Origin of the sequence: Paraburkholderia fungorum (assembly GCF_046027215.1) — a bacterium.
GTDB lineage: Bacteria > Pseudomonadota > Gammaproteobacteria > Burkholderiales > Burkholderiaceae > Paraburkholderia > Paraburkholderia fungorum_D.
Genome location: NZ_JAQQEN010000001.1, coordinates 3,920,997 through 3,943,957, shown reverse-complemented (window position 1 = coordinate 3,943,957; position 22,961 = coordinate 3,920,997). Strand labels below are relative to the sequence as shown.

21 protein-coding genes are annotated in these 22,961 nt (G+C 62.6%); 10 read left to right on the top strand and 11 right to left on the bottom strand.

What is annotated here, in order from left to right:
- Window positions 1-9 precede the first annotated feature (9 nt).
- Complete coding sequence (gene glpD, locus PQR27_RS17630) at window positions 10-1,539, bottom strand: glycerol-3-phosphate dehydrogenase (RefSeq protein WP_408524843.1); 1,530 nt, start codon at window positions 1,537-1,539, stop codon at window positions 10-12.
- Window positions 1,540-1,753: 214 nt separating this feature from the next.
- On the opposite strand from glpD, the gene PQR27_RS17625 reads away from it, so the two are divergent.
- The gene (locus tag PQR27_RS17625) at window positions 1,754-2,128 is read left to right on the top strand and encodes a hypothetical protein (RefSeq protein WP_408524842.1); all 375 of its coding nucleotides are present in this window, start codon (window positions 1,754-1,756) and stop codon (window positions 2,126-2,128) included.
- Window positions 2,129-2,167: 39 nt separating this feature from the next.
- On the opposite strand, the gene PQR27_RS17620 is transcribed toward PQR27_RS17625, so the two are convergent.
- From PQR27_RS17620 to PQR27_RS17610, 3 genes are all read right to left on the bottom strand, one after another.
- Entirely contained in the window at window positions 2,168-2,794 is a 627-nt protein-coding gene (locus PQR27_RS17620) for a TetR/AcrR family transcriptional regulator (RefSeq protein ID WP_408524841.1), read from the bottom strand.
- Window positions 2,795-3,005: 211 nt separating this feature from the next.
- On the bottom strand, window positions 3,006-3,203 hold the full coding sequence (locus PQR27_RS17615; RefSeq protein ID WP_006049938.1) for a hypothetical protein: 198 nt from the start codon (window positions 3,201-3,203) through the stop codon (window positions 3,006-3,008).
- Window positions 3,204-3,517: 314 nt separating this feature from the next.
- Window positions 3,518-4,297, bottom strand: a complete 780-nt coding sequence (locus tag PQR27_RS17610) for a DeoR/GlpR family DNA-binding transcription regulator (protein WP_408524840.1) — start codon at window positions 4,295-4,297, stop codon at window positions 3,518-3,520.
- A gap of 307 nt (window positions 4,298-4,604) precedes the next feature.
- Here PQR27_RS17610 and PQR27_RS17605 point away from each other — a divergent pair, with 307 nt between their 5' ends.
- The 4 genes from PQR27_RS17605 (at window position 4,605) to PQR27_RS17590 (ending at window position 9,631) form a co-directional block, all read left to right on the top strand.
- The gene (locus tag PQR27_RS17605) at window positions 4,605-6,242 is read left to right on the top strand and encodes a gamma-glutamyltransferase family protein (protein WP_408524839.1); all 1,638 of its coding nucleotides are present in this window, start codon (window positions 4,605-4,607) and stop codon (window positions 6,240-6,242) included.
- 225 nt (window positions 6,243-6,467) lie between these two features.
- The gene (locus tag PQR27_RS17600) at window positions 6,468-7,832 is read left to right on the top strand and encodes an MFS transporter (protein WP_408524838.1); all 1,365 of its coding nucleotides are present in this window, start codon (window positions 6,468-6,470) and stop codon (window positions 7,830-7,832) included.
- A 345-nt stretch (window positions 7,833-8,177) separates the two neighbouring features.
- The gene (locus PQR27_RS17595; RefSeq protein ID WP_408524837.1) at window positions 8,178-9,005 is read left to right on the top strand and encodes a ferritin-like domain-containing protein; all 828 of its coding nucleotides are present in this window, start codon (window positions 8,178-8,180) and stop codon (window positions 9,003-9,005) included.
- Between the two features lie 98 nt (window positions 9,006-9,103).
- A complete protein-coding gene (locus PQR27_RS17590) occupies window positions 9,104-9,631 on the top strand; it encodes a hypothetical protein (protein WP_408524836.1) in 528 nt (175 codons plus the stop codon).
- Between the two features lie 38 nt (window positions 9,632-9,669).
- On the opposite strand, the gene PQR27_RS17585 is transcribed toward PQR27_RS17590, so the two are convergent.
- The 4 genes from PQR27_RS17585 to PQR27_RS17570 form a co-directional block, all read right to left on the bottom strand.
- The gene (locus PQR27_RS17585) at window positions 9,670-11,247 is read right to left on the bottom strand and encodes a DEAD/DEAH box helicase (RefSeq protein WP_408524835.1); all 1,578 of its coding nucleotides are present in this window, start codon (window positions 11,245-11,247) and stop codon (window positions 9,670-9,672) included.
- Window positions 11,248-11,450: 203 nt separating this feature from the next.
- Window positions 11,451-12,071 (bottom strand): PAQR family membrane homeostasis protein TrhA, encoded by a 621-nt coding sequence (trhA, locus tag PQR27_RS17580; protein ID WP_408524834.1) that lies wholly within the window; start codon window positions 12,069-12,071, stop codon window positions 11,451-11,453.
- A 121-nt stretch (window positions 12,072-12,192) separates the two neighbouring features.
- Window positions 12,193-13,491, bottom strand: a complete 1,299-nt coding sequence (locus PQR27_RS17575; RefSeq protein WP_408524833.1) for a c-type cytochrome — start codon at window positions 13,489-13,491, stop codon at window positions 12,193-12,195.
- 21 nt (window positions 13,492-13,512) lie between these two features.
- On the bottom strand, window positions 13,513-14,244 hold the full coding sequence (locus tag PQR27_RS17570) for a c-type cytochrome (protein WP_408524832.1): 732 nt from the start codon (window positions 14,242-14,244) through the stop codon (window positions 13,513-13,515).
- 368 nt (window positions 14,245-14,612) lie between these two features.
- Between PQR27_RS17570 and copC the strand changes: the two genes are divergently transcribed.
- Window positions 14,613-14,990, top strand: coding sequence for a copper homeostasis periplasmic binding protein CopC (copC, locus tag PQR27_RS17565; RefSeq protein WP_408524831.1), 378 nt, complete (start codon window positions 14,613-14,615; stop codon window positions 14,988-14,990).
- The gene (locus tag PQR27_RS17560) at window positions 14,987-15,916 is read left to right on the top strand and encodes a CopD family protein (protein ID WP_408524830.1); all 930 of its coding nucleotides are present in this window, start codon (window positions 14,987-14,989) and stop codon (window positions 15,914-15,916) included. The genes copC and PQR27_RS17560 overlap by 4 nt, the downstream gene beginning before the upstream one ends.
- A gap of 87 nt (window positions 15,917-16,003) precedes the next feature.
- Here PQR27_RS17560 and PQR27_RS17555 read toward each other — a convergent pair whose 3' ends face one another.
- A complete protein-coding gene (locus tag PQR27_RS17555; protein WP_408524829.1) occupies window positions 16,004-16,306 on the bottom strand; it encodes a hypothetical protein in 303 nt (100 codons plus the stop codon).
- Between the two features lie 277 nt (window positions 16,307-16,583).
- Window positions 16,584-17,732 (bottom strand): galactonate dehydratase, encoded by a 1,149-nt coding sequence (dgoD, locus tag PQR27_RS17550; protein WP_408524828.1) that lies wholly within the window; start codon window positions 17,730-17,732, stop codon window positions 16,584-16,586.
- Window positions 17,733-17,982: 250 nt separating this feature from the next.
- Between dgoD and PQR27_RS17545 the strand changes: the two genes are divergently transcribed.
- Window positions 17,983-18,660: a FadR/GntR family transcriptional regulator gene (locus PQR27_RS17545; protein WP_408525515.1), complete on the top strand. Its 678-nt coding sequence runs from the start codon at window positions 17,983-17,985 to the stop codon at window positions 18,658-18,660.
- Between the two features lie 106 nt (window positions 18,661-18,766).
- Here PQR27_RS17545 and PQR27_RS17540 read toward each other — a convergent pair whose 3' ends face one another.
- Window positions 18,767-20,305, bottom strand: coding sequence for a DHA2 family efflux MFS transporter permease subunit (locus tag PQR27_RS17540; RefSeq protein ID WP_408524827.1), 1,539 nt, complete (start codon window positions 20,303-20,305; stop codon window positions 18,767-18,769).
- A 136-nt stretch (window positions 20,306-20,441) separates the two neighbouring features.
- Here PQR27_RS17540 and PQR27_RS17535 point away from each other — a divergent pair, with 136 nt between their 5' ends.
- Window positions 20,442-20,885, top strand: coding sequence for a MarR family winged helix-turn-helix transcriptional regulator (locus PQR27_RS17535; protein WP_408524826.1), 444 nt, complete (start codon window positions 20,442-20,444; stop codon window positions 20,883-20,885).
- 234 nt (window positions 20,886-21,119) lie between these two features.
- Window positions 21,120-22,952, top strand: a complete 1,833-nt coding sequence (locus PQR27_RS17530; RefSeq protein ID WP_408524825.1) for an alpha/beta fold hydrolase — start codon at window positions 21,120-21,122, stop codon at window positions 22,950-22,952.
- Window positions 22,953-22,961 lie beyond the last annotated feature (9 nt).

The following is a 22,961-nucleotide window of genomic DNA, read 5'->3' as shown; positions in this document are numbered from 1 at the left end:
CCGGTGGTTTTATGCGCCCTGCCGGACCGGTTCGCGAGCAAACCACGCGTCGATGTCTTGTGTGATCGAATCGAGCGTGCCCGGTTCGACGTGCAGGCCGAGTTTCGAGCGGCGCCACAACACGTCCTGTGCACTGCGCGCCCATTCAGTGTCGCGCAGATAAACGAGTTCGGCTTCGTAAAGACCCGGCGCGAAGGCGCAGCCGAGATCGGCCACCGAGCGCGCGTGGCCAATCACATTCTTGACGCGCGTGCCGTACGCGCGGGCTAGGCGATGAGCGAGTTCCGCCGGCAACCACGCATTCTGCTGCTTCAGTCCGGTCAGGAAGCGCTCGAAGTTGGCCTGTGGAATATCGCCGCCGGGCAACGCCGCACCAGCGGTCCACGAAGGCTTGCCTTTGCGCAACGCATGCGTGAGTGTGTCGACGGCTTCTTCCGCCAGCTTGCGGAACGTCGTGATCTTGCCGCCGAACACCGACAGCAGCGGCGCTTCGCCAGCGGGGGCGTCGAGTTCGAGCGAGTAATCACGCGTGACCGCGGACGGGTTGTCCGCGCCTTCCTCTTCGAGCAGCGGACGCACGCCCGAGTAGGTCCAGCGCACATCGGCTGGCGTGATCTGCTGCTTGAAATAACGGTTGATCGACTCGCACAGGTACTGCGTTTCCTCGGCGGTGATCGCGACTTGCGACGGGTCGCCGCGATACTCGATATCGGTCGTGCCGATCAGTGTGTAATCGTGTTCGTACGGAATCGCGAAGATGATCCGCTTGTCCGGGTTCTGGAAGATGTACGCGTGGTCGTGTTCGAACAGACGACGCGTGACGATATGGCTGCCCTTCACGAGACGCACGCTGTGCGTTGCTTCCCGGCCGAGTGCGCCTTGCAGCAACTCGCCGACCCACGGACCGGCCGCATTCGCGATCGAGCCGGCGCGTATATCGAGGATCGTGCCGTCGTCGCGCCTGAGTTGCGCGCGCCATTCGCCGCCGGCGCGCACCGCGCTCAGGAGTTTGGTGCGGGTCAGAATCTTCGCGCCGTGCTCCTGCGCGTCGAGCGCGTTCAGCACGACCAGACGCGCGTCGTTGACCCAGCCGTCTGAATACACAAAACCGCGCTTAATCGAATCGACCAGCGGTGCGCCCGCCGGATGACGGCGCATATCGATGCCGCGCGAGCCAGGCAGCAGTTCGCGTCTGGCAAGGTGATCGTAGAGGAAGAGGCCGGCGCGAATCAGCCAGGCCGGACGCAGATCGGGCATGTGCGGCATCACGAAGCGTAGCGGCCACATGATGTGCGGCGCGGCGCGCAGCAGCGTTTCGCGCTCCTGCAAGGCTTTGCGGACGAGCCCGAACTCGCGGTACTCGAGATAGCGCAGGCCGCCGTGAATCAGTTTGGTGCTCGCCGACGATGTATGCGCCGCCAGATCGTCCTGTTCACACAGCAGCACCGACAGGCCGCGGCCGGCCGCGTCGCGTGCGATACCGGCGCCATTGATCCCGCCGCCCACGACGAGCAAATCGTATCTCGAGCCTTGCGTCACCTGCTGTGTCCCTTGCGTATTGCGTATCGCGGAAAGTCAAAAAGCGGTATGGAAAATCTATCGAACCGATAGTGTTCGTTTACGAACTTTAATGAACATATTCGAAAAAGTAAAGTTCGGTTCTCTTAGGCGTTCCTCTAACGATTGCCTGGGGTGTAGCGCAACCGGCGGGCACGGACGATACTCTCGGCAGTAGCCATATCGAGGTGAATTCATGCGTGTACTTTGGATGATCGGCGCCGCGGCGCTTGTCACGGGATGTGTCAGCTCGCCGAGCCTGAACGGGACGATGGGCGCGCCTTCGTTCGTCTCCTTGCAACAGATGTGCAGTGCCCAGACGGTCGACTACGGCAACGACGCGCAAGGCGTCTACGCGACGCTGTTCGATGCGTATGTGGCGAATCGGAGCGGCAAGCTGTCGAAGGACGATTTTTGCGCGTTCCAGACGTCGATCGCGCAGCACTATGCGAGTCTCGGCACGAGTGCCGACCCGCAGGCGCGCAATCAGTGGGTAACGTTCTTTACGGACCAGCGGGCGAAGGCGATCAGCTGGCGCGCAGCGGTCGATCCGACCTTGCGCAGCGGCTGAACTTCCGGCGCGGCGAGCCGAGCCGGTAAGCGCGCGGGGCTAGGCGCATTGCGGCTGGGCGCCACGCCACAACATCTGGCGAATCTGCGCAAACACGGCTTCGCGCGTCGGTGCGTTGCCGGCGGCGGGCTGTTGCGCCTGCGGCAAGGGCAACTGATTGGCGAGCGCCAGCATCGTAAAGCCGTGCAGGCTCGCCCAGTACGCGTAACCGATCAATTGCGGATCGCCTTCCAGAATGCCCGCCGCGACGAGCCGCTCGAAGTGCGCACCGAGCATCCGCCACGCGCGCTGCGACGCGGCGGCGAGTTCCGGGTAGACGCCGTCCTGCTGCGTCAGATCAAACATCAAGCGGTACGCGTGCGGTTCGTCGAGCGCGAACGCAACATAGGCGTCGCTGACAGCCGAGCGGTCGGTTTCAGGCGACTGCCGCGCCACTGCTTCAAGGCGTGCAGCGAAGCGGTTGAACGCCGCGGCGCGGACCATCGCCAGGATTTCGTCCTTGTCGCGGAAATAGCGGTAAGGGGTCATCGCGCTACACCCTAATTCCTTTGCCAGTTCGCGCATCGTCACACCCTGCGCGCCGCGTGTGGCAAACGCGCTCTCGGCCACGCGCCGCATGGTTTCGCGGAATTGCTGGATGTCGTCGGAGGAGAGTGTTTTGGGCATGCGCGGGGCCAGAAAGTCCGTCGCGTTAATTTACTTTGTAAATGAGCAAGGCACAACAAAGCAACGGCCCGAACCGAGCCTGAATTTCAAGGAAAGGAGAAAGCGTGGCAGTTTCTCTGGATGGACGAGGGCGCGCGCGAACATTCCGCCGCGCGGCCCGCCGTCATGCTGCCAAACGTCGTTCGCAAGGTTCGACGTCTACCGATAAAAATCAGGAAAGACGCTTGATGGCTCGGAGTGCGCTGTCGCCGCTTTCGGTGACACGCCATTGTTCGTTGCCCGATGCGAGGCGTTCGAGCTGCACGAGCTGGCGTTCCAGCAGGGCGTCGAGTTCTTCTCGCTCCATATCGACTTGGTTGGGAGCGTCCTTGACGAGCAACAACGTGGCGAATTCATGCGGACTCAGCATCGTTCTCTCCATGTCAAGCAAACGCGGACGGCCTTGCCGGCGACTGGCCAGATGCCAGTAAAGTCCGCTAAAAGATCAGGCGGGAGGTGCGGCTATCACGACAGATTCAGGTTCACGCAACCGGCACTACGCGTAACGCGGAACGGACGCCGGGGAACTGGAGTGTAGTCAACCGCACGCTAAACACCAAATCGGCCCCAGTAAATTTTCCCTTTGACAATCGCGCCCCGAAGCGGCGGTTTAGGGCCGCAGCCAGATCCGTGATTTCACTCGAAGTTTCGCGTGCACTGCAACATGGCGGAGAACGCCTGGCCTCACTCGGCGACGTACACCTGGCAGTTGGCGGCCGTCAGGGTTTCGACCATGTCGGCGGGCGGGGCGGCGTCGGTGAATAGCGCGTCGATCTGGTTCAGGTGACCCTGGCGAACCAGCGCGGGACGGCCGAACTTCGAGTTATCCGCGGCGAGGAAAACCGTGCGCGCATGTTCGATGATCGCCTCGGCCACACGCACTTCGCGCGTGTCGAAGTCGCGCAGCGTCCCGTCGGCTTCAATGCTCGACGTGCCGATGATCGCGAAGTCCACCTTGAACTGGCGGATGAAATCGATAGCCAGCTCGCCGACAATTCCCTTGTCCCACGGCCGCACGATGCCGCCGGTCACCAGCACCTCGCAATCCGGATAACCGCTCATCATGCTGGCGACGTTGAGGTTGTTGGTGATGACGCGCAGGCCGCGATGCCGGTTGAGCGCCCGGGCGACTTCCTCGGTGGTGGTGCCGAGGTTGATGAAAAGCGAGGCCTGGTCAGGAATGTGAGTGGCCACTAGCGCCGCAATGCGCCGTTTCTCTTCATGGAACATCCGTTGACGCGCCGTGTACGAGACATTCTCCGAACTGGTCGGCAAACTCGCCCCGCCGTGATAGCGACGCAGCAGGTTCATGTCGGCGAGCCAGTTGACGTCGCGGCGGATCGTCTGCGGCGTCACGTCGAAGTGGGCCGCGAGATCGTCCACGGTCACAAAGCCGTCGCGTTGCACCCACTCAAGCAGTTCCTGTTGCCGGGCATTCAGAGTCAGACGGGGGTCTCGGGTCATGTGTCTCGGAGCGTGTTTTTGTCGGCGTCGCCCGGCCATCGGCCCGGCGCGGCGGGCCAGAAAGCGAGCAATGCGTGAACGGGAGTGAGCGTATTGTAAGACCATCGAGCGCCTTGTCTGCCAACTTGCGCGACGCGCTCCAGGCCTGAATCGACCTATTCAGGTGATTTACGCATTTATTCATTTGATAAATGAATTTGTTTTTTGGGCCGGATCGCGCTGCAATCCACGGTTCTGCATTACACCGTCTTTCCATGGTTTCCGGCATGCGATGTCGTGCCGGGCCGCGCTTTCGAGAGTGTTCGACATGACTGGCTTCAACTGGCAAAACCCCTATCCGACGCCGCGTCTGCCCGTATTCGCGCGCAATATTGTTTCGACTTCGCATCCGCTCGCGGCGCAAGCCGGGCTGCGGATGCTGTGGAAGGGCGGCAATGCCGTCGATGCGGCGATCGCGGCGGCCGCCGCCATTACGGTGGTCGAGCCGGTGTCGTGTGGCTTGGGTGGCGACGCTTTCGCGCTGGTGTGGGATGGCAGGAAGCTTCACGGCCTGAATGCGTCCGGCGTGTCGCCGGCGGCCTGGAATGTCGATTGCTTCAAGCGCAAGTACGGTGAGGAAAACGGCCTGGCGAAGCAACCCAAGCGCGGCTGGGACGCGGTGACGGTGCCTGGCGTGATCGCCGGCTGGGAAGCGCTGCATCAGAAGTTCGGCTCGCTGCCGTTCGCCGATCTGATGGAGCCGGCCATCGAAATCGCCGAGCGCGGTCATGCGGTGGCGAGCATCGTCGCTTACAAGTGGGCGGCGGCTGTGCCGGAACTGAAAGACCTGCCGGGCTTCGCGCAAACTTTCATGCCGCGCGGCCGTGCGCCGGAAGTCAGCGAGATGGTGCGCTTCCCCGGCCACGCGAAGACGTTGCGCAAGCTCGCCGAGCAAGGCCCGCGCGCGTACTACGAAGGCGAGATCGCCGAGCAGATCGCGGCGTTCGCGCGCGAAGGCGGCGCCGCCTTGACGCTCGACGACCTGCGCAATTACCGCGCGGACTGGGTCGAGCCGATCGGCAAGGACTATCGCGGCTACACCGTGCACGAGATTCCGCCGAATGGCCAGGGCATTGCGGCGCTGATCGCGTTGGGCATCCTCGAAAAATTCGACGTGAAGGGGTTGGCGCTCGACAACGTCGAATCGCAGCATCTGCAGATCGAAGCGATGAAGCTCGCATTCGCCGACGTCTACCGCTACGTCGCCGATCCGCGTTCGATGGACGTGACGCCCGAGCAGATGCTCGACGACGCCTACCTCACGTCGCGCGCCAGGCTGATCGATCGCAAGCGCGCCACGCAATTCGATTTCGGCATGCCGAAGGCGGGCGGCACGATCTACATGTCGGTCGCCGACGAGCGCGGCATGATGGTCAGCTTCATTCAGTCGAATTACATGGGCTTCGGCTCGGGCATCGTGGTGCCGGACAGCGGCATCGCCATGCAGAACCGCGGCTGCGGTTTCTCGATGGACCCGAAGTCGCCGAACGTGGTGGAAGGCGGCAAGCGGCCGTTCCACACCATCATCCCGTCGTTCCTGACGCAGCAGGTGGACGGCAAGCAGGAAGCGGTGATGAGCTTCGGCGTGATGGGCGGCGACATGCAGCCGCAAGGGCATCTGCAATCCATCGTCCGGATGCTCGACTATGGCCAGCAGCCACAAGCCGCCTGCGACGCGCCGCGCTGGAAGGTCAATCGCGACTTCACGATCGATATCGAATCGACGCTCGATCCGGACACCGCCGCCGCGCTGCAGAAGCTCGGCCACACGATCAAGTCGGTGGACGATCCGTACATGGACTTCGGCTCCGGACAGTACATCTGGAAGCTCGATCGCAACGATCCGGAGCGTGGCTACGTGGCGGCAAGCGATAGCCGTCGCGACGGGCTGGCGGCCGGCTTCTGAACGGCTCGAACGAAGCGCGGGTGCTGCACAGCGCGCACCCGCGCTGCGCCGCGTTTGTTGACGATGCATTGTGGGCATCGTGCAGCGGCGGCGCAGGGGATCGCAGTTAAAAGCCAGGCGTTGCGGGCAAACCGGAAACGGGTTGCGCGCGATAGCCGGTAACAAGCGCCATAAGTGCATTCAGCGCAACCAGCGCAACCAGCATCAGGCAAGGCAGGAGACATCATGAACACCACCGCGTCGCCAATCGCGACAGCTTCCCCGCGTCCCACGCCCGCACCGCTTTCCAAAGCGATGGTACGGCGTATCGTGTTTTCGTCGTCGGTCGGCAACGCGCTCGAATGGTTCGACTTTCTGGTCTATGGCTACTTCGCGACCATCATCGCGAAGCAGTTCTTCCCCATGCAGGACGAATGGCTTTCGACGCTGCTCGCCATCGCCACCTTCGGCATCTCGTTCCTGATGCGGCCGTTGGGCGCCGTTGTGCTGGGCATCTACGGCGACCGTAAAGGCCGCAAGGCGGCGCTCACGCTCGCCATCGCCCTGATGATGGTCGGCACGTTCACGATGGCGGTGATGCCGCCGTACGCGTCGATCGGCATTGCGGCACCGGTGCTGATCCTGTTCGCGCGGCTGGTACAAGGCTTCGCGGTGGGCGGAGAGTTCGGCAGCGCGACGGCCTTCATGGTCGAGCACAGCGCGTCGCGGCGCGGTTACTACGCAAGCTGGCAGTTCGCCAGTCAGGGGCTGGCAGCGATCACGGCGGCGGCGTTTGGCTCACTGCTGACGGCATGGATGCCGCCCGAGCAACTCAACAGCTGGGGTTGGCGTTTGCCGTTCGTGTTCGGGCTGCTGGTCGGGCCGGTTGGTTACTACATCCGTTCGCATCTGGACGAAACGCCGGAGTTTCTCGCGCTGCGCGAAGCGCGCAACGCCGCTGCCGAGGTCAAGGGCAAGGCGGCGGAGAAGGATGCATCGTTCAGTAACCAGTGGGTGAATCTGTTGCTGGCGGTGGGCATCGTCGCGCAGTCCACGGTCGGCGTGTACGTGCTGCAACTCTACATGCCGATGTACGCGGTCAAACAGCTCCATATGCCGGCTGCGGCGTCGTTTGGTGTGGTAGTGCTCAACGGTGGTCTGCAGTTCCTGCTGTCGCCGGTGATGGGTGCCTTGTCCGATCGTATCGGCCGGATTCGCATCATGCTGACGACGTCGATCCTGATGGGCGTGTTGATCTATCCGATGTTCGCGTTGCTGCAGACGCACCCGACCATCGGCTGGCTGTTGCTGCTGCAAGGCACGGCCGGCATTTTCAAGGCCGCCTATTCGGGACCCATGCCCGCGCTGATGTCCGAGATATTCCCCACGCAGGTGCGCTCGACGGGGCTTTCGATTGGTTACAGCATTGGTGTGACGATTTTCGGCGGCTTTGCGCCGACGATCGTCGAGACCTTCATTCACTTGACCGGCGACAAACTCGCGCCGAGTTATTACGTGCTGACTGCCGCGGTGCTGTCGGGGTTGTCGCTCGTCGTCGTTGCGTGGCGCATGCGCCGGGCGCGGCATGTCGAACGGCTTCAGCCCGCGTGACAACGTGGCGCGGCAGTCGTGCGCTGCGCGGCGAGCCTTGCCGCGCTTGACCAGGACGCCATTGCTCAGGCAAAAGCCAGCTCGTCGAGCTGGCTTTTTTTATGCCATCCACGCGCCGCCTTGGTGCGACTGAACGAATCGACTATCGTGAAACTGGAACTGCGGAGGCTCGGCATGGTCTGTGCTGTGTTATCTGCAGAGTTGGAAAACACCGACTAAGATGCAAGATACAACGGGTTAACTCTAATTCAAGGCACTGTATCCGACGTGGTGAACCGTCCCGGTGAGCGCGGACGGTTGCTAGCGTGCTCCACGAGTCGATACAGCTTTCGGAGCAAAGACACGATGCACTCTGAGCTGAACCACGTGATGCCCTGGCGGATCGAGGATATCGACCTCGCCCGCATAGATCGCCAGAAGGCAGTCTGTAACGAAGATCTGCTGCTGCTGTTGTGCGCCGCTTCGTTCATTGAAAGCGGCACCGACCTTTACACGAGCAATCTGAGCACCTTCTTCGACGGCGACCCGGAAGTTTCCGCATGGCTCAACAAGGAATGGGAGCCGGAAGAAATGCAGCACGGCCGCGCGCTCAAGACTTATATCGCTTACGTCTGGCCGGAGTTCGACTGGGACACGGCGTTCCGCAATTTCATGGAAGAGTATTCGCTGACCTGCTCGTTTGAAGACTTCGAAAAGACCCGTGCGCTCGAGATGGTGGCGCGCTGCGTAGTGGAAACGGGTACGGCCACGCTCTATCGCGCGATTGGCGAATGTTCGGACGAACCGGTGCTCAAGGAGATCACGGACAACATCCGCACTGACGAAGTCCGGCACTACAAGCACTTTTTCAAGTTCTTCAAGAAATACAACAAGATCGAAGGCAACGGCCGTCTCGCCGTGCTCGGGGCGTTGATGCGCCGCGTGATGGAGATCAAGAACGAAGATTCCGAAATCGCCTTGCGGCACGTTTTCGCGATTCGCTATCCTGAGCGCGTGCATGATTCGGCCTATAACCGCGAACGTGCCGCTCGCATCAATACGCTGGTGAGGCGCAATTTGTCGGCGGACATGTGCGTGAAGATGCTGCTCAAGCCGCTCAACCTTCCGGCGAAAATTCAACCGGGCGTGCATTACCCGCTCGCGAAGATCACGCAGCACGTGTTCTTTCGCTGAGCTGGCGGCGTAACGAAAACGAATGGCCCGCGCATGCGGGCCATTCGTTTTTAAAGGCATGATGGATCCTTGCAACCCTCACCGACCGGATCGACACAATGAGCGCTTTCCCCGTACCTGAACGTCCGCTCGACCAGGCCGTATTCGACGAGTGGCCCGATGCTGTCCGCACGCTGTTCGACGGTTCGTCGCTCGCGAGCAAGAAGGGCTTTACGGCGTCGCTGCTGAGCGTCGATGCGAACGGCCATCTGCGGACCTCGCTGCTCGGCGCCGGCGAGCTGTATGCGCCCGATTCGCGCACACTGTGCATCGCGCTGTGGCCGCAAGCCAGGGCGGCGCGCGCGATTACGCAAAGCGGCCGCGCAGCGCTGGCCTTTGTCTGCAATGAGGCGTTCTATCAGGTGCAGTTGCTCGCCACGCCATTAGCGGGCGTTGAAGGCGATGCTAGCGGGCTGATGTATCTGATCTGCTCGATCGACACCGGAGAGGCGCAGAGCGTGCGTTATGCGCGCCTGACAAGCGGCATTACGTTCGAGCTCATGGAGGGGGCGGGGGAGGCGGTGCTCGACCGTTGGGAACGGCAGATCGAGCACCTGAAGCAAGCCGCCGCCGCGGCCAGCCGTTAAGAACGAACAGCTAACCAGCGAATCGGCGGCCTCGAGGCTCAACGGCCGCGCTGGCCGCTTCGCGTCGGTTGACCGCCACGCGGCGCGTCGCTGCGCGCCTTGCTGCCACCCAGCAAGGCACCCGGATTGCCGCCTTGGGGCTTGTTGCCCTGCGGTTTGCGCGGCGCGTGTTGCGCGGCGCTGCCTTCGTGCGCGACTGCGCGCGGCTTGTTGTCGTGACGCTGACCGTCGCCGCGTGGCTGGCCGTTCGCACCGGCCGGCTTTGCGCCTTGCGGCTTCGGCTGCTGCTGACCGCCCGCCGGACGTTGACCCGAGCGCTGCGCCGGTTTTGCCGACGACGCACCATCGCGTCGCGGGCCATCACGTTGACCGCCTTCGCGTTTCGGCGCACCCTGGCCCTGGCGCGGCGAACGTCCGCTGCCACCACCGCCGCCCTGACCACGGCGCAGAATCGGCTCCGGCTTGGCAGTCGGATCCGGCTCGAAACCGGCGATCACTTCCTGCGGCACCTGACGCTTGATCAGCTTCTCGATGTCCTTCAGCAGTTGCAGTTCGTCGACGCACACCAGCGAAATCGCTTCGCCCGATGCGCCTGCACGACCCGTGCGGCCGATGCGGTGCACGTAATCTTCCGGCACGTTCGGCAAATCGTAGTTGACCACGTGCGGCAATTGATCGATATCGATGCCGCGTGCCGCGATGTCGGTCGCCACCAGCACCTGCAGCGTGGCGTCCTTGAACTCGGCGAGCGCGCGTGTGCGGGCCGATTGGCTCTTGTTGCCGTGAATCGCCAGTGCGCTGATGCCATCTTTCGTCAGCTGTTCGGCAAGGCGGTTCGCGCCGTGCTTGGTGCGCGTGAACACCAGCACCTGGAACCAGTTGTGTTGCTTGATGAGGTGCGTGAGCAGTTCACGCTTCTTATCGCGATCGACCGGGTGAATCTTTTGCGCAACGAGTTCAGCCGTCGTGTTGCGACGGGCGACTTCGATCAGCGCGGGTGAGTCGAGCAGGTTGTCCGCGAGCGTTTTGATTTCGTCCGAGAAGGTGGCCGAGAACAGCAGGTTCTGGCGCTTCGGCGGCAACTTGGCAAGCACGCGCTTGATGTCATGGATGAAGCCCATGTCGAGCATGCGATCGGCTTCGTCGAGCACGAGAATCTCGAGATGCGACAGATCGATGGTCTTCTGCTGCATGTGGTCGAGCAGGCGGCCCGGCGTGGCGACGACGATGTCCACGCCACTGCGCAGCGCACCGATCTGCGGATTGATGCCGACGCCGCCGAACATCACGGTCGACTTCAGCTTCAGGTACTTGCCGTACGCGCGCACGCTTTCTTCGACCTGTGCGGCCAGTTCACGCGTCGGCGTGAGGATCAGCGCGCGCACGACGCGCTTGCCCGAGGCCGTGGCAACTGCGGGCATAGTATTCAGACGCTGCAGGATCGGCAGCGTGAAGCCGGCGGTCTTGCCGGTGCCGGTCTGAGCGCCGGCGAGCAGGTCGCCGCCGTTGAGGACGGCGGGGATGGCTTGCGTCTGGATCGGCGTCGGGGTGGTGTAGCCGAGTTCGTGTACAGCGCGGACCAACGGTTCGGACAAGCCGAGGGAATCAAAAGACATAAATGCTCTTTGCAATGCAGTTTCGCGAACGGCACAGATGGGCATAAACGCGGCATCAACGCGCCCGCATGGCGCGTTCGAGGCCAGAGCCCAGTTCCGGTCGCAGAGAAATCGGCGGCACGCTTCATACGCGTGCCGAATGCTTCAACGCGCTATGCAGACACGTTGACTGGCGTTAAGTTGCATTTCGCCGCCGTGGGATGTCATGCGACGTAGCGCGCAACACTGACGAATTGACACAGACTGCCCGCCAGGACGAACAGGTGCCAGATACCATGTCCGTGGCGGATGCGCTCGTCGTTGATGAAGAAGTAGATGCCGGCGCTGTAGATGACCCCGCCGGCCACGAGCCAGGCGGTTCCCGCTGCCGGTAAGGCTTGAACCAGCGGGTGGACGGCAACGAGCGCGAGCCATCCCATCATTACATACAGCACCATCGAAACGCTGCGGGTGCGTCGCCCGAGCGTCAGTTCCTGCACGATGCCGAGAGCAGCCAGCCCCCAGCTTACGCCGAATAACGACCAGCCCCACGGTCCACGCAATGTAACCAGCGTGAACGGGGTGTAACTGCCGGCGATCAGCAGGTAGATCGCCGAATGGTCGCATTTCTGCAGCACCGCTTTCACGCGCGGGTTGCGTACGCTGTGGTAAAGCGTCGAGATAGCATACAGCACGAACAGCATCGCACCGTAGACACTGAAACTCACCACCTTGTACGCGTCGCCGTCGAGCGCGCCCATTGTCACGAGCGCAGCCAGCCCCACCACCGACAGCACGGCGCCGACGAGATGGGTAATGCTGTTGAAACGCTCACCGACATGCACGGCTCTTTCCTCCTGCGCGGTTCCATTAGGGTATCTACTACCCACATGATACCGGTCCTGAAAAAACGAAGGGCGCGGCCGCGATTCTCGCAGGCCGCGCCCTGGGTACAACTCAAGCTGCTTAGTCGAGCGGCGCCGAGCGCAGATCGGCCACTTGCTGCGGCGAGACCGGCGTACCGTGGTTGCCCCACGACATACGGATGTACGTCACAACAGCTGCGACTTCCGTGTTCGACAGCGCTTGCGCGAACGGCGGCATGCCGTACGGATGCGGGTTGCCGTCCGTGCTCGGCGGGTAACCGCCGTTCAGCACCATACGGATCGGGTTGACCGCCGACGGCATCTGGATCGACTGGTTATTCGCGAGCGGCGGGAAGGCCTGCGGCATGCCGAGGCCATTCTCGGCGTGACACTTCGCGCAGTTGTCAGCGTAGATCTTCTGCCCTTGCTTCAACAGTTCGCCGCCGAACTTTTCCGAGGTTTCGAGCTGCAGCGGTTCCGGTGCTTCGCTCTTCTGCGGAATCGTCTTCAGGTACGTCGCCATCGCGTTGATGTCTTCGTCCGACATGTATTGCAGGCTGTTGTGGACCACTTCAGCCATCGGGCCGAACACCGCGCCGCGGTTCGACACACCGGTTTTCAGCAGATCGGCGATGTCTTTGGTTTCCCAGTCACCCAGGCCGGCTTCCTTGTTCGACGTCAACGACGGTGCATACCAGTTCTGCAGCGGGATCAGACCGCCGGCAAATGCAGCCGAGCTCACCGGGCCGCCCATTGCATTGATCGACGTGTGGCACATGCCGCAGTGGCCGAGGCCTTCGATCAGGTACGCGCCGCGGTTCCATTCCACCGACTTGGTCGGATCGGCCTTGTACTCGCCTTCACGGAAGAACAGCGTGCGCCAGCCGATCAGCATGTTGCGCTGGTTGAACGGGAACTTCAGTTCGTGCGGACGGCTTGCGACATTGACCGGCGTGACCGAGCGCAGGTAGGCGTAGATCGCGTCAGAATCGGCGCGCGTGACCTTCGTGTAGCTCGTGAACGGGAAGCCCGGGTACAGCAGGCTGCCGTCTTTCGAACGGCCCGTGTGCATGGCGCGGTAGAAGTCGTCCTGCGTCCACTTGCCGATACCGTACTGGTCGTCAGGCGTGATGTTCGGCGTGAACATCGTGCCGAACGGCGTGGCCATGGGCAGGCCGCCGGCGAACTGCTTGCCGCCGCGCACCGTGTGGCAGGCGATACAGTCGCCAGCGCGGGCGAGATACTCGCCCTTCTTGATCAGGGCTGCCTGGTCGGCGGGCGTTGCCGCCATGGCCGTACCGTTATGCAGGTTGTCGCCGCCCGTCCAGAGGACGGGAACGAGTGCCGCAGCCGCAATGACGACGACTGCCGAGAGGGCGAACAAAGACTTGCGTTTCATTTGAGTGTCTCTCCCGGTGCCTTATTGCGGTTCGCTGCCGCAGGCAAGCGGAGTCTTCATCGAGCGGGCCGGAGCCGGCACGGGGTTTTGTGGGGCCGTTTGCGTGGCGAGCCATGAAGCGACGGCGTTCACGTCGTCGTCGGTCAGACGGGTGGCGATGGTATGCATGCAATCAGGTGCGATGGCATGACGCGAGCCCGAACGCCATGCGCCCAGCTGCGCGCTGATGTAATCCGAATGCAGGCCGACCAGACCCGGGATGGCCGGTTCCATACCGGTCAGCGCCTTGCCGTGGCAAGCCGCGCAAGCCGGAATCTGTTTCGACGCGTCGCCGTTCAGCACGATCTGCTGGCCGCGTGCAACGATGGCCGCCGAGACAGTCGGCTTGGCCGGCTTCGGATACGGCGGGCGTTGCTGCGAGAAGTACGTGGCGATCTGATGAAGGTAGTCGTCCGAGAGATACGTGACGAGGTAGTTCATGGGCGGGTACTTACGGCGCCCTTCACGGAAGTTCTGCAGCTGGTTGTACAGATAGTCGGCCGGCTTGCCCGCCAGACGCGGGAAGTAGTCGTTGTCGGTACCTTGGCCGTGCGAACCGTGGCAGGCCGTGCAACCTTGCACGCGCGCTTCCATCGTATCGGGGGCCTTCGGTTGAGTCTGCGCTTTCGCAGCGCTATAGACACCCGCGGAGCCGATCAGCAGAAGGGCAAGCAACGGGCGGAAAATGCGTCTTGAAGACACGCGTAACTCCATCAAAATCGGGGACCTGACCGAACTTCGAGCGGCTCGGTGTGAAGGGCAGCCGGCGCTGCGGCGACGCAGCATTCTATCATCGAAGGGTGATGATGACTATTTGCCACATTAGCAAAGGTTCCAGCTGTCACAGTCATGCGACAGTTTGACGCGGATCATGATCGCAAGGAATGCCGGTCATCTCGAATTTGTCCGCGGGATCGCTTCCACACACGTCGTATCTCGCCGCTCTGATAACAAAGCAGGTTGAACCCACGCGCGCGCCAACCATCGAAGCGTACACTTCCGGGCGCGCAAGCGTACGTTCAGTGCAGTTGCCCGGTGGCTCGACGTCCATCGATTCCCTTTTTACACGCTATCGGCCTTTCATGAAGCTACTCCATTTTTCCCGTCCGGCGCTGCGAGCGCTGACGGCCGGCGCCGCGGCGCTGGTTGTGACGTCCACGGCTTTCGCCCATGCGCATCTGATGTCGAGCGAACCGGCGGCGAATGCCGAAGTGGTCGCGCCCACCGAAGTGACGATCCGTTTCACCGAGCCTCTCGAGCCGGCTTTCAGCAAGATCGCACTCGCCGACGCGAGCGGCAATGCCGCCGCGCCTGCCGCGTCGCAAGTCGACGGGACTGACGCCAAGGTCATGCATCTGGCGCTGCCGTCGTTGACGACCGGCCGCTACGCGGTGCACTGGACCGCGGTTGCCACGGACGGCCACCGTACCCAGGGCGACTTCGCGTTCATCGTCAAATGAGCCTCAACGGACTGTGGATCGGGCAGGTCGCAATGGCCGCGCTCATGAACGTCGCATTTGCGTTTGCTGTGGGTTCGGCGCTGCTCGGCGCCTGGCTGGCCGGCGACGCGCAAGTCAAGATTGCGCCGGCGCGCCCGGCCTGGTTGCGCGCGCAACGGTCGATGCTGACGGCCACCGTCGTGCTGGTGCTCGCGGACCTCGGCTGGCTCCTGTATCAGGCGGCGTCGATGAGCGGCGTTGCGCTGCCGGCCGCGATTGGCGTGGTGCCGACCGTCCTGACGCAAACCCATGTCGGCTATGGCTGGAGTGTGGCGTTCGGCGGCGCGCTGGTGCTGCTGGGCACGGCCATGGCCGGTCACACGGGCATGCTGCGCAACGCGCTGCTGTGGCTCGCGGTGGTCGCGATCGCCGCCGGCAAGGCCTCGCTCGGGCATGCGGCGGACGCTGGCCCGGCTTCGGCGGCCATCGCCATGCAGACGTTGCACGTGCTGGTGACCAGCGTGTGGGGCGGACTGGCGATGGCGTCGGGGCTCGCGGTACTGCCCGCGCTCGGCACGTCGACCGCGCGCGGCATGCTGATCCGCACGGCGACGCAGGTGTCCAATGTGTCGGTGGTGGCGGTTGGGCTGGTCCTGCTGTCGGGCATCTTCAATGCTGTGCGCGGCTCGGGTGGCTCGTGGGAGGCCATCGAGGTCAGCACGTGGGGCCACGTGCTGACGCTGAAGCTCGCGCTGGTCGCGCTGGCACTGGTGCTCGGCGGCCTCAATCGTGTCCTCGCGCTGCCGCGCTTGCGACGCACGGCATCGACGATGGATGCGCACACGTTCGTCAATGTGATGTATCTGGAAGCGCTGGCGATGATCGGTGTCTTCATCGCGGCAGCCGTACTCTCGCATAGCGTGCCGGCGTTCGCCGCGCTGGGCTGACGCGTTGGGCTGATGTGCTGACGTGCTGACGTGCTGGACGAGTCAGCTTACGGAGGCACTGGCGCGATGAGAACGACTATTCGGCGATTACTCGAGGCCCAACCGATGTCCAAGAATCGGCGCGCAGAACAGCGCGATCGCGCAGCCGGCTACCTTGCCTTCAAGTTCCGCGCCCGCGGCGCGCGAGCCGTAGAGCTGTGTTAACAGCTCGAAAAGCTGCGGCAGGCAATACACCACGGCGGCAGCGAAGCAGCATTTTTCGACCACGGAGATGCGCCAGCCGCGTTCGAACGCGAGCGCCGCGCCGATGATGCGCAATATGCCGAACATCACCAGCGCGCCGACGGCGGCCTGTTCGCGGATCAGATAGTCTGGAAGGAATTCGCCCATGATGTGCCCCGATGCATTTGTCGTTTGAATGCATTTCAGCAAGGAGTGGGCCAAGCGTATGTCTGATGCCGAACAAAAGCTGTGGGAGCCTTTGTGGATAAGGCTTTGCGCGCTACGGCGCGAGTCCGTGCGAGAGCCCTTGAACGGCTGTTTGGGCCGCTTCGGTCCGGGGTGTTACGTAACTGAGACGGCACTCGCGCCACGTCTGCGTAACGCGCGCCCAAGGGCGTTAAGAGAACGCCGCCCGTGGGCGGCGCTCGTTCATGCAGTCATGCGATCACCATTCGGCGACGCTGCCATCTTCATGGCGCCAGACCGGATTGCGCCAGCGATGGCCGACCTTGGCCATCTCCCGCACTTTCTCTTCGTTGACCTCGATACCGAGTCCCGGGCCTTGTGGAATCGAAACGAAGCCGTCTTCGTATTTGAAGACTTCCGGATTGCGGATGTAATCGAGCAGGTCGTTGCCCTGGTTGTAGTGGATGCCGAGGCTCTGTTCCTGGATGAACGCGTTATAACTGACCGCGTCGATCTGCAGGCAGGTGGCCAGCGCGATCGGGCCGAGCGGGCAGTGCAGCGCGAGCGCGACGTCGTACGCTTCAGCCATCGATGCGATCTTGCGGCACTCGGTAATGCCGCCCGCATGCGACGCGTCCGGCTGGATGATGTCGACGTAGCCGCCCGACAGAATGTGCTTGAAGTCCCAGCGCGAATAGAGGCGCTCGCCGAGTGCGATCGGCGTATTGGTCTGGTTGACGATATCGCGCAGCGCCTCGGCGTTTTCCGACAGCACGGGCTCTTCGATGAAGAGCAGCTTGTACGGGTCGAGTTCCTTGGCGAGAACCTTCGCCATGGGCTTATGCACGCGCCCGTGGAAATCCACGCCAATGCCGATGTTCGGGCCGACGGCCTCGCGCACCGCCGCGACGTTGTTGATGACGCCTTGCACCTTGTCGAAAGTGTCGATGATCTGCAGCTCTTCCGAGCCGTTCATCTTCACCGCCTTGAAGCCGCGTTCGACCACGGCGCGCGCGTTGTTGGCGACGTCGCTCGGACGGTCGCCGCCGATCCACGAATACACCTTGATCTTGTCGCGCACCTGGCCGCCGAGCAGCGCATGAATCGGCACGCCGTGATGCTTGCCCTTGATATCCCACAGCGCCTGGTCGACGCCAGCGATCGCGCTCATCGTGATCGGGCCGCCGCGGTAGAAGCCCGCGCGGTACATCACCTGCCAGTGATCTTCGATCAGCAGCGGATCTTTGCCGATCAGGTAGTCCGCCAGTTCCTCGACCGCCGCCGCCACCGTGTGCGCGCGGCCCTCGACCACCGGCTCGCCCCAGCCAACGAGGCCTTCATCCGTTTCGATCTTGAGGAAGCACCAGCGCGGCGGAACGATAAAGGTTTCGAGCTTGGTAATTTTCATGATGTGCGTCTCCGGTGTCGGCCCGAGTTGATGCTTTAGCGCTTACACGGGCCTCATGCGAAATATTCGAGGATTCACATGCTACAACAAAAGCGCGTTTAAGTACTATTAATAGTACTATTGGCCAGATAGTGGCCGCTACAAGGGCACGTGCGGGCAGTGGGTCTGAAGGCTGCGATGCCTGATAATCGCGGTCGTTCCGGACTGAGGTCCGATTTCATGAGCGCCGCAAGGCAGCTGGGAGAAAGCTATTCAGCACGATCTGCATGGGCGCGTTGCCCATCTGCTGGCGACCGCGATTCTGCGTGGTGACTATGCGCCCGACTCGATCCTGCCGCGTGAGGCAGAGTTGATGGACACGTTCGGCGTGAGCCGGACGGTGTTGCGCGAGGCGCTGCGCACGCTGACCTCGAAAGGGCTGATCGAATCGCGGCCGCGCGTGGGCACACGAGTGCGGCCGAGAAACGCATGGAATCTGCTCGATGTCGATGTGCTCGACTGGTATTCGCGCGTCGCGGAGCCGATGGCGTTTGCGCTCAAGCTGCAGGAAATGCGCGAGATGATCGAACCATACGCCGCGAGTCTGGCCGCGGCTTCATACACGGATCACACCTTCAATGCGCTGGCAGCCGCGCACGCGGCCATGGTGGCGGCGCGCAATGTCGATGAATGGGTGCGCGCCGACCTGCAGTTTCACCTGAGCGTGCTGACCGCCTGCAGCAACGAATTGCTGATTCCGCTCGGTACGCTGATCGAGCGGACACTCGAAGCACAGTTGCGGCTGAATGCGAAACGCGCGGACGTGTTCAACGCGTCGCTGGCCGAACACACGGCGGTGTTCGAAGCGATCCGCGAGCGCGATGCCGTGGCGGCGCGCGCCGCGATGGCAGGTTTGCTGGGCGTGACGCGCGGCCGCATCGAGGGATGAGGTTGTTGGTCTGCCGATCTGCTGCGCCTCGGACAGCTATCAGCGGGTCAGCCCGCGGGCGCGCATTGTCCGTACGGACCCAGGCAAGCTTGCGTTGCCGCCGTGCTCAATCCATCGCGGCGTGAGCAATCGACGCATCCGGCGCCTTGTGCGCCGGGCGGATCAACAGTAGCAGCGGGATGACCAGCAAGGTCGCCATGAACATGAGCTTGAAGTCGTTGAGATAGGCAATCATCGAAGCCTGCTGCGTGATCGACACGTTCAGCGCCGCCATGTCGTAATTCGAGCCGCTATTGAGCATGGGCTGGATCGACGGATTGAACGGCGTGATGTTCGCGGCCAGATCCGCGTGCGAGACCTGAGTGTTGCGCGTCATCAGTGTCTGCACGATCGAAATGCCGATACTGCTGCCGATATTGCGCATCAGACTGTACGTCGCGGTGCCGTCCGCGCGCAGTTCCGCTGTCAGCGTCGAGAAGGTCAGCGCGCTCAGCGGCACGAACACGAGACCCAGGCCGAAGCCCTGAATCACACCAGGCCACACGATGTCCGACTGCGACAGCACTATCGTGTAGTGCATCATCTGCCAGAGCGAGTACGCCGAAATCAGGAACCCGGTGAGCAGCAGCAACCGTGCGTCGATACGTTTCAGTAGCCGCCCGGCGATCAGCATCGCGAGCATCGTGCCCGCGCCGCTTGGCGCGGTGACGAGACCGGTGGTGGCGACCGGATAGTTCATCAGGTTTTGCAGCATCGGCGGCAGCAACGCACGCGTTGCGTACATCACCGCGCCGATCACGAAAATGAAGAACGTGCCGGTGGCGAAGTTCGGGTCTTTCAGCAATTCGTATTTGAAGAACGATGCTTTGCCGACAGTCGCCGTGTGCACGAGGAAGAAGGCGAAGCTGATCGCCGCGATCAGCGCCTCGATGACGATTTCATGCGAGCCGAACCAGTCGAGCTGCTCGCCGCGGTCGAGCATTGCCTGCAACGCGCCGATCGCCAGCCCCAGGGTGACGAAGCCGAACGCGTCGAACTTCACGTCGTGCCTGGGTTCGCGCGAGGGCAGGAAGGTCGCCACGCCAAACAGCGCGAACGCACCGACCGGCACATTGATGAAAAACACCCAGCGCCAGTTGTAGCTGTCCGTTAGCCAGCCGCCGAGCGTCGGTCCGAGAATCGGCCCGACCATCACGCCCATGCCCCACACCGCCATCGCCTGGCCCTGCTTTTCGCGTGGATTGATGTCGAGCAGGATCGATTGCGAAAGCGGCACCAGCGAGGCGCCGAAAATCCCCTGCAGCAAACGCGACGCGACGATCTGCGTCAGTGTTTCCGACAGCCCGCAGAGCGCTGACGCCACCGTAAAGCCGCCGATCGCCACGATCAGCAGCCGTTTGATGCTCAACCGGTCGGCCAGCCAGCCGGTGAGCGGCGTGGCGATCGCGGCGGCGACGATGTATGAGGTCAGCACCCAGGTGATTTCATCCTGCGACGCGGAGAGCGTGCCCTGCATGTGCGGCAGCGCGACGTTGGCGATGGTGCTGTCGAGCGTCTGGATCAGCGTCGCGAGCATGATCGAGACGGTGATCATGGGCCGGTTGAGCGGCGCGGCAGCGCTCTTCGGCGGGGCTTCGGAGGACATGAATGAGGGCGGGGCCGATATAGTAAGCATGCTTAGTATATCGGCTGCGCTGGCGCTCGCCCACCAGGAGTTGTGCGGAGCCTGAATGGCGCCCGTTTCGGCGTCGGCAATGGAAAGGCTTTCGTATAATCCGCCCATGAAAACCCAACTCGAAGAGCGCTTCGGCTTTCTGATTTCCGACGTCGGCCGTCTGACAGGCAAGCGGTTCGACGATCTCGCGAAGTCGTCTGTCGATCTGACGCGTGCGCAGTGCCGCGTGCTGGCCAATCTCGCCCATTACGGCGACGTCAATCAGGCGCGTCTCGCAGACCTGCTCGAAGTCGCGCCGATTTCGGCGGGGCGTTTGCTGGACCGGATGGAAGAGGGCGGGTGGATCGAGCGCACGGAGAATCCGCAGGATCGCCGCGAGCGCCAGGTGCACATGACGCCGAAGGCCGAGCGCACGCTCGGCAAGGCGCGCAAAGTTGGCGACGAGGTCGCGCAGGAGGCGCTCAACGGGTTCACCGATGAGGAAGCGAAGCAACTGATCGCGCTGCTGCAACGGGTGCGCGGCAATCTGAGCCGGCTGGTGGATCGTTGAAGTCCGCAAACTTCCAATGAGATTGGTGCTTCCCCGTGGTTGCGTCATTGCACCGCGCTGACAGTCGCCGTTGACCTCCCTATATTCGTAGGCGGGGTGCAAGCCCGTCTTCACCCTCTCCTGTTCCCGCCGGCGACCTGCTGTTGCCAACTGGGACGTTCGCTTATCGCATGCCGTGGCGCGCAGCGCAGTCGACATGCAGGCCGGTCGAAGTGATCGGGCAGAGGGGGCAGCATGAAGATCAGAGCGGCCATGTCGACATCGATCATCGTCACCGTCGGGCTAACAGGTTGCGGCGGCAGCACCGAAGACCTGACACCGGACCAGAAGCTTACCGCGGCGCGGAAACCGTACTTCGAGCAAAAGGTTGCTTGGCGTCCGTGTGACGGAACCGCCTTAGGGGCGTTTGAAAAGGCGGCAAAATCTCCTCGTCTGCGTTGTGCGGAGGTTCGCGTACCGATGGACTGGGGCAATCCCGCGCGGGGCGATATAACGGTCGCTGTGACGCGGCTTGCCGTGAAAGACCCGGCCAGACGCGTGGGTTCGCTGCTGTTCAATCCCGGCGGACCTGGCGGCGACGGGATCGCGGAAAACCTGAAATTGCTATATGCATTCAATGAACTATGGAGTCATTCTTCGGCGACATCGGCTGAGCGGCAGGTGATCAGTCAATACGATCTGGTCGGGTTCTCCATACGGGGCATAGGCTCTAGCACACAGTTGACCTGTGGTTCGAACGAGCGCCTCACGACTGTTTTGTGGGGAGGGAATACCGACCCGGCGACCGTGGACGCATTGTTACGCAATGCCGAACTGAAATCGAAGGCATGTCAGAAAAACGCGCTTGCTCCCTACATCAACACGGAGCAGATAGCCCGGGATATGAATCTGATTCGTGCAGTATTGGGCGACGCCAAACTCAATTACATTGGCCACTCGTATGGGACATGGCTCGGCGCCTGGTATGCGGGACTGTTTCCCGAGCATACCGGACGAATGGTGTTGAGCAGCAATCTGGACTTCTCCGCGCCGACCTTTGCCGAGAGTGGCATCTTGCAACAGCCGCCGGCAATGCAGCGAGTGGCCGACCAGGTGATGGCACAGTACGCCGCGCGCCACGATGCGTACTTCAATCTGGGTACCAGTCCCGACGCGGCGCGGCAGCAATTCGCGGCCCTGTCGCCGGCGCTGAAGGCAGCGACTTCGCTGGCGCTCGATAAATCACGTGCCTTGCAGTTATCCGGTTATATCGACGAAGGCGTGTCCGTATTCGTCGCCGCGAAAGGCGTGCAGCAATTGCTCGAGCAGCATCCCGGCGGGACGCAGGAGCAGATTGTGGCGCTTGCAAAACAGCACGTCTTGTCGCGCCACGCGACCGCGAACAGGATGGCGCTCGACATCGCGACGAAGAGCCTGGTGCCCCGGTACTTTGAAGCGAAGCAGCCTCTGACTCCCGAGAAAAATGCGCTGCACATGTCAACGGAGGCCGCCGTAGATCTGGCCGTCATCTGTAACGACACGCCCGCGCTCAGTAATAACAAGCAGTTCTGGATCGACAAACACGCCGAATACGCGGCGCAGTATCCACTAGGCAATGGGATACTCGGCGGCAGCGTACTTAACTTTAGCTGCCTGTTCTGGAAGCCGCCGCAGTCCGCAGTGATCAAGCCGACAATCGACAAGGTGGCGCGCGCGCCGTCGATCCTGATGATCCAGCGACAGTTCGACGGGCCGACTGCTGCCGAGGGTGCGCTAAGGATGTTCGACAAGCTGCCAAACGCGAGGCTGATCTACATAAAAGACGAGTATTCGCATGCCGGTTTTCCGATTGGATCGCCTTGTGTTGACGAGCCGGTCATCCGGTATCTGTTGGACGGGACGTTACCGCCCCGGAGGGTCGATTGCGCGGGCCAGAAGCTCCGGTTGGACGGTGGGCAAGCGTTGGAGCACGACGAGGGGGCGCCGGTACTCAATCGCGCCGCAGGGATGTCGGCGCAGGAAAGCGGTGGCGAGACACGCGAGGAAATTATCCGTGGCATCCACGAGGTCATGCGGCCGCGTTCGTAAGTGAGCGCC

What these genes read in the sequence shown, in the direction of transcription:
- PQR27_RS17570 (WP_408524832.1), bottom strand. Translation starts at nt 14,244, where the DNA reads ATGGAGTTACGCGTGTCTTCAAGACGCATTTTCCGCCCGTTGCTTGCC.
- PQR27_RS17575 (WP_408524833.1), bottom strand. Translation starts at nt 13,491, where the DNA reads ATGAAACGCAAGTCTTTGTTCGCCCTCTCGGCAGTCGTCGTCATTGCG.
- PQR27_RS17620 (WP_408524841.1), bottom strand. Translation starts at nt 2,794, where the DNA reads ATGCCCAAAACACTCTCCTCCGACGACATCCAGCAATTCCGCGAAACC.
- PQR27_RS17585 (WP_408524835.1), bottom strand. Translation starts at nt 11,247, where the DNA reads ATGTCTTTTGATTCCCTCGGCTTGTCCGAACCGTTGGTCCGCGCTGTA.
- PQR27_RS17540 (WP_408524827.1), bottom strand. Translation starts at nt 20,305, where the DNA reads ATGTCCTCCGAAGCCCCGCCGAAGAGCGCTGCCGCGCCGCTCAACCGG.
- PQR27_RS17615 (WP_006049938.1), bottom strand. Translation starts at nt 3,203, where the DNA reads ATGCTGAGTCCGCATGAATTCGCCACGTTGTTGCTCGTCAAGGACGCT.
- PQR27_RS17560 (WP_408524830.1), top strand. Translation starts at nt 14,987, where the DNA reads ATGAGCCTCAACGGACTGTGGATCGGGCAGGTCGCAATGGCCGCGCTC.
- PQR27_RS17610 (WP_408524840.1), bottom strand. Translation starts at nt 4,297, where the DNA reads ATGACCCGAGACCCCCGTCTGACTCTGAATGCCCGGCAACAGGAACTG.
- PQR27_RS17555 (WP_408524829.1), bottom strand. Translation starts at nt 16,306, where the DNA reads ATGGGCGAATTCCTTCCAGACTATCTGATCCGCGAACAGGCCGCCGTC.
- PQR27_RS17600 (WP_408524838.1), top strand. Translation starts at nt 6,468, where the DNA reads ATGAACACCACCGCGTCGCCAATCGCGACAGCTTCCCCGCGTCCCACG.
- PQR27_RS17605 (WP_408524839.1), top strand. Translation starts at nt 4,605, where the DNA reads ATGACTGGCTTCAACTGGCAAAACCCCTATCCGACGCCGCGTCTGCCC.
- copC (WP_408524831.1), top strand. Translation starts at nt 14,613, where the DNA reads ATGAAGCTACTCCATTTTTCCCGTCCGGCGCTGCGAGCGCTGACGGCC.
- PQR27_RS17625 (WP_408524842.1), top strand. Translation starts at nt 1,754, where the DNA reads ATGCGTGTACTTTGGATGATCGGCGCCGCGGCGCTTGTCACGGGATGT.
- PQR27_RS17595 (WP_408524837.1), top strand. Translation starts at nt 8,178, where the DNA reads ATGCACTCTGAGCTGAACCACGTGATGCCCTGGCGGATCGAGGATATC.
- dgoD (WP_408524828.1), bottom strand. Translation starts at nt 17,732, where the DNA reads ATGAAAATTACCAAGCTCGAAACCTTTATCGTTCCGCCGCGCTGGTGC.
- PQR27_RS17535 (WP_408524826.1), top strand. Translation starts at nt 20,442, where the DNA reads ATGAAAACCCAACTCGAAGAGCGCTTCGGCTTTCTGATTTCCGACGTC.
- PQR27_RS17530 (WP_408524825.1), top strand. Translation starts at nt 21,120, where the DNA reads ATGAAGATCAGAGCGGCCATGTCGACATCGATCATCGTCACCGTCGGG.
- PQR27_RS17590 (WP_408524836.1), top strand. Translation starts at nt 9,104, where the DNA reads ATGAGCGCTTTCCCCGTACCTGAACGTCCGCTCGACCAGGCCGTATTC.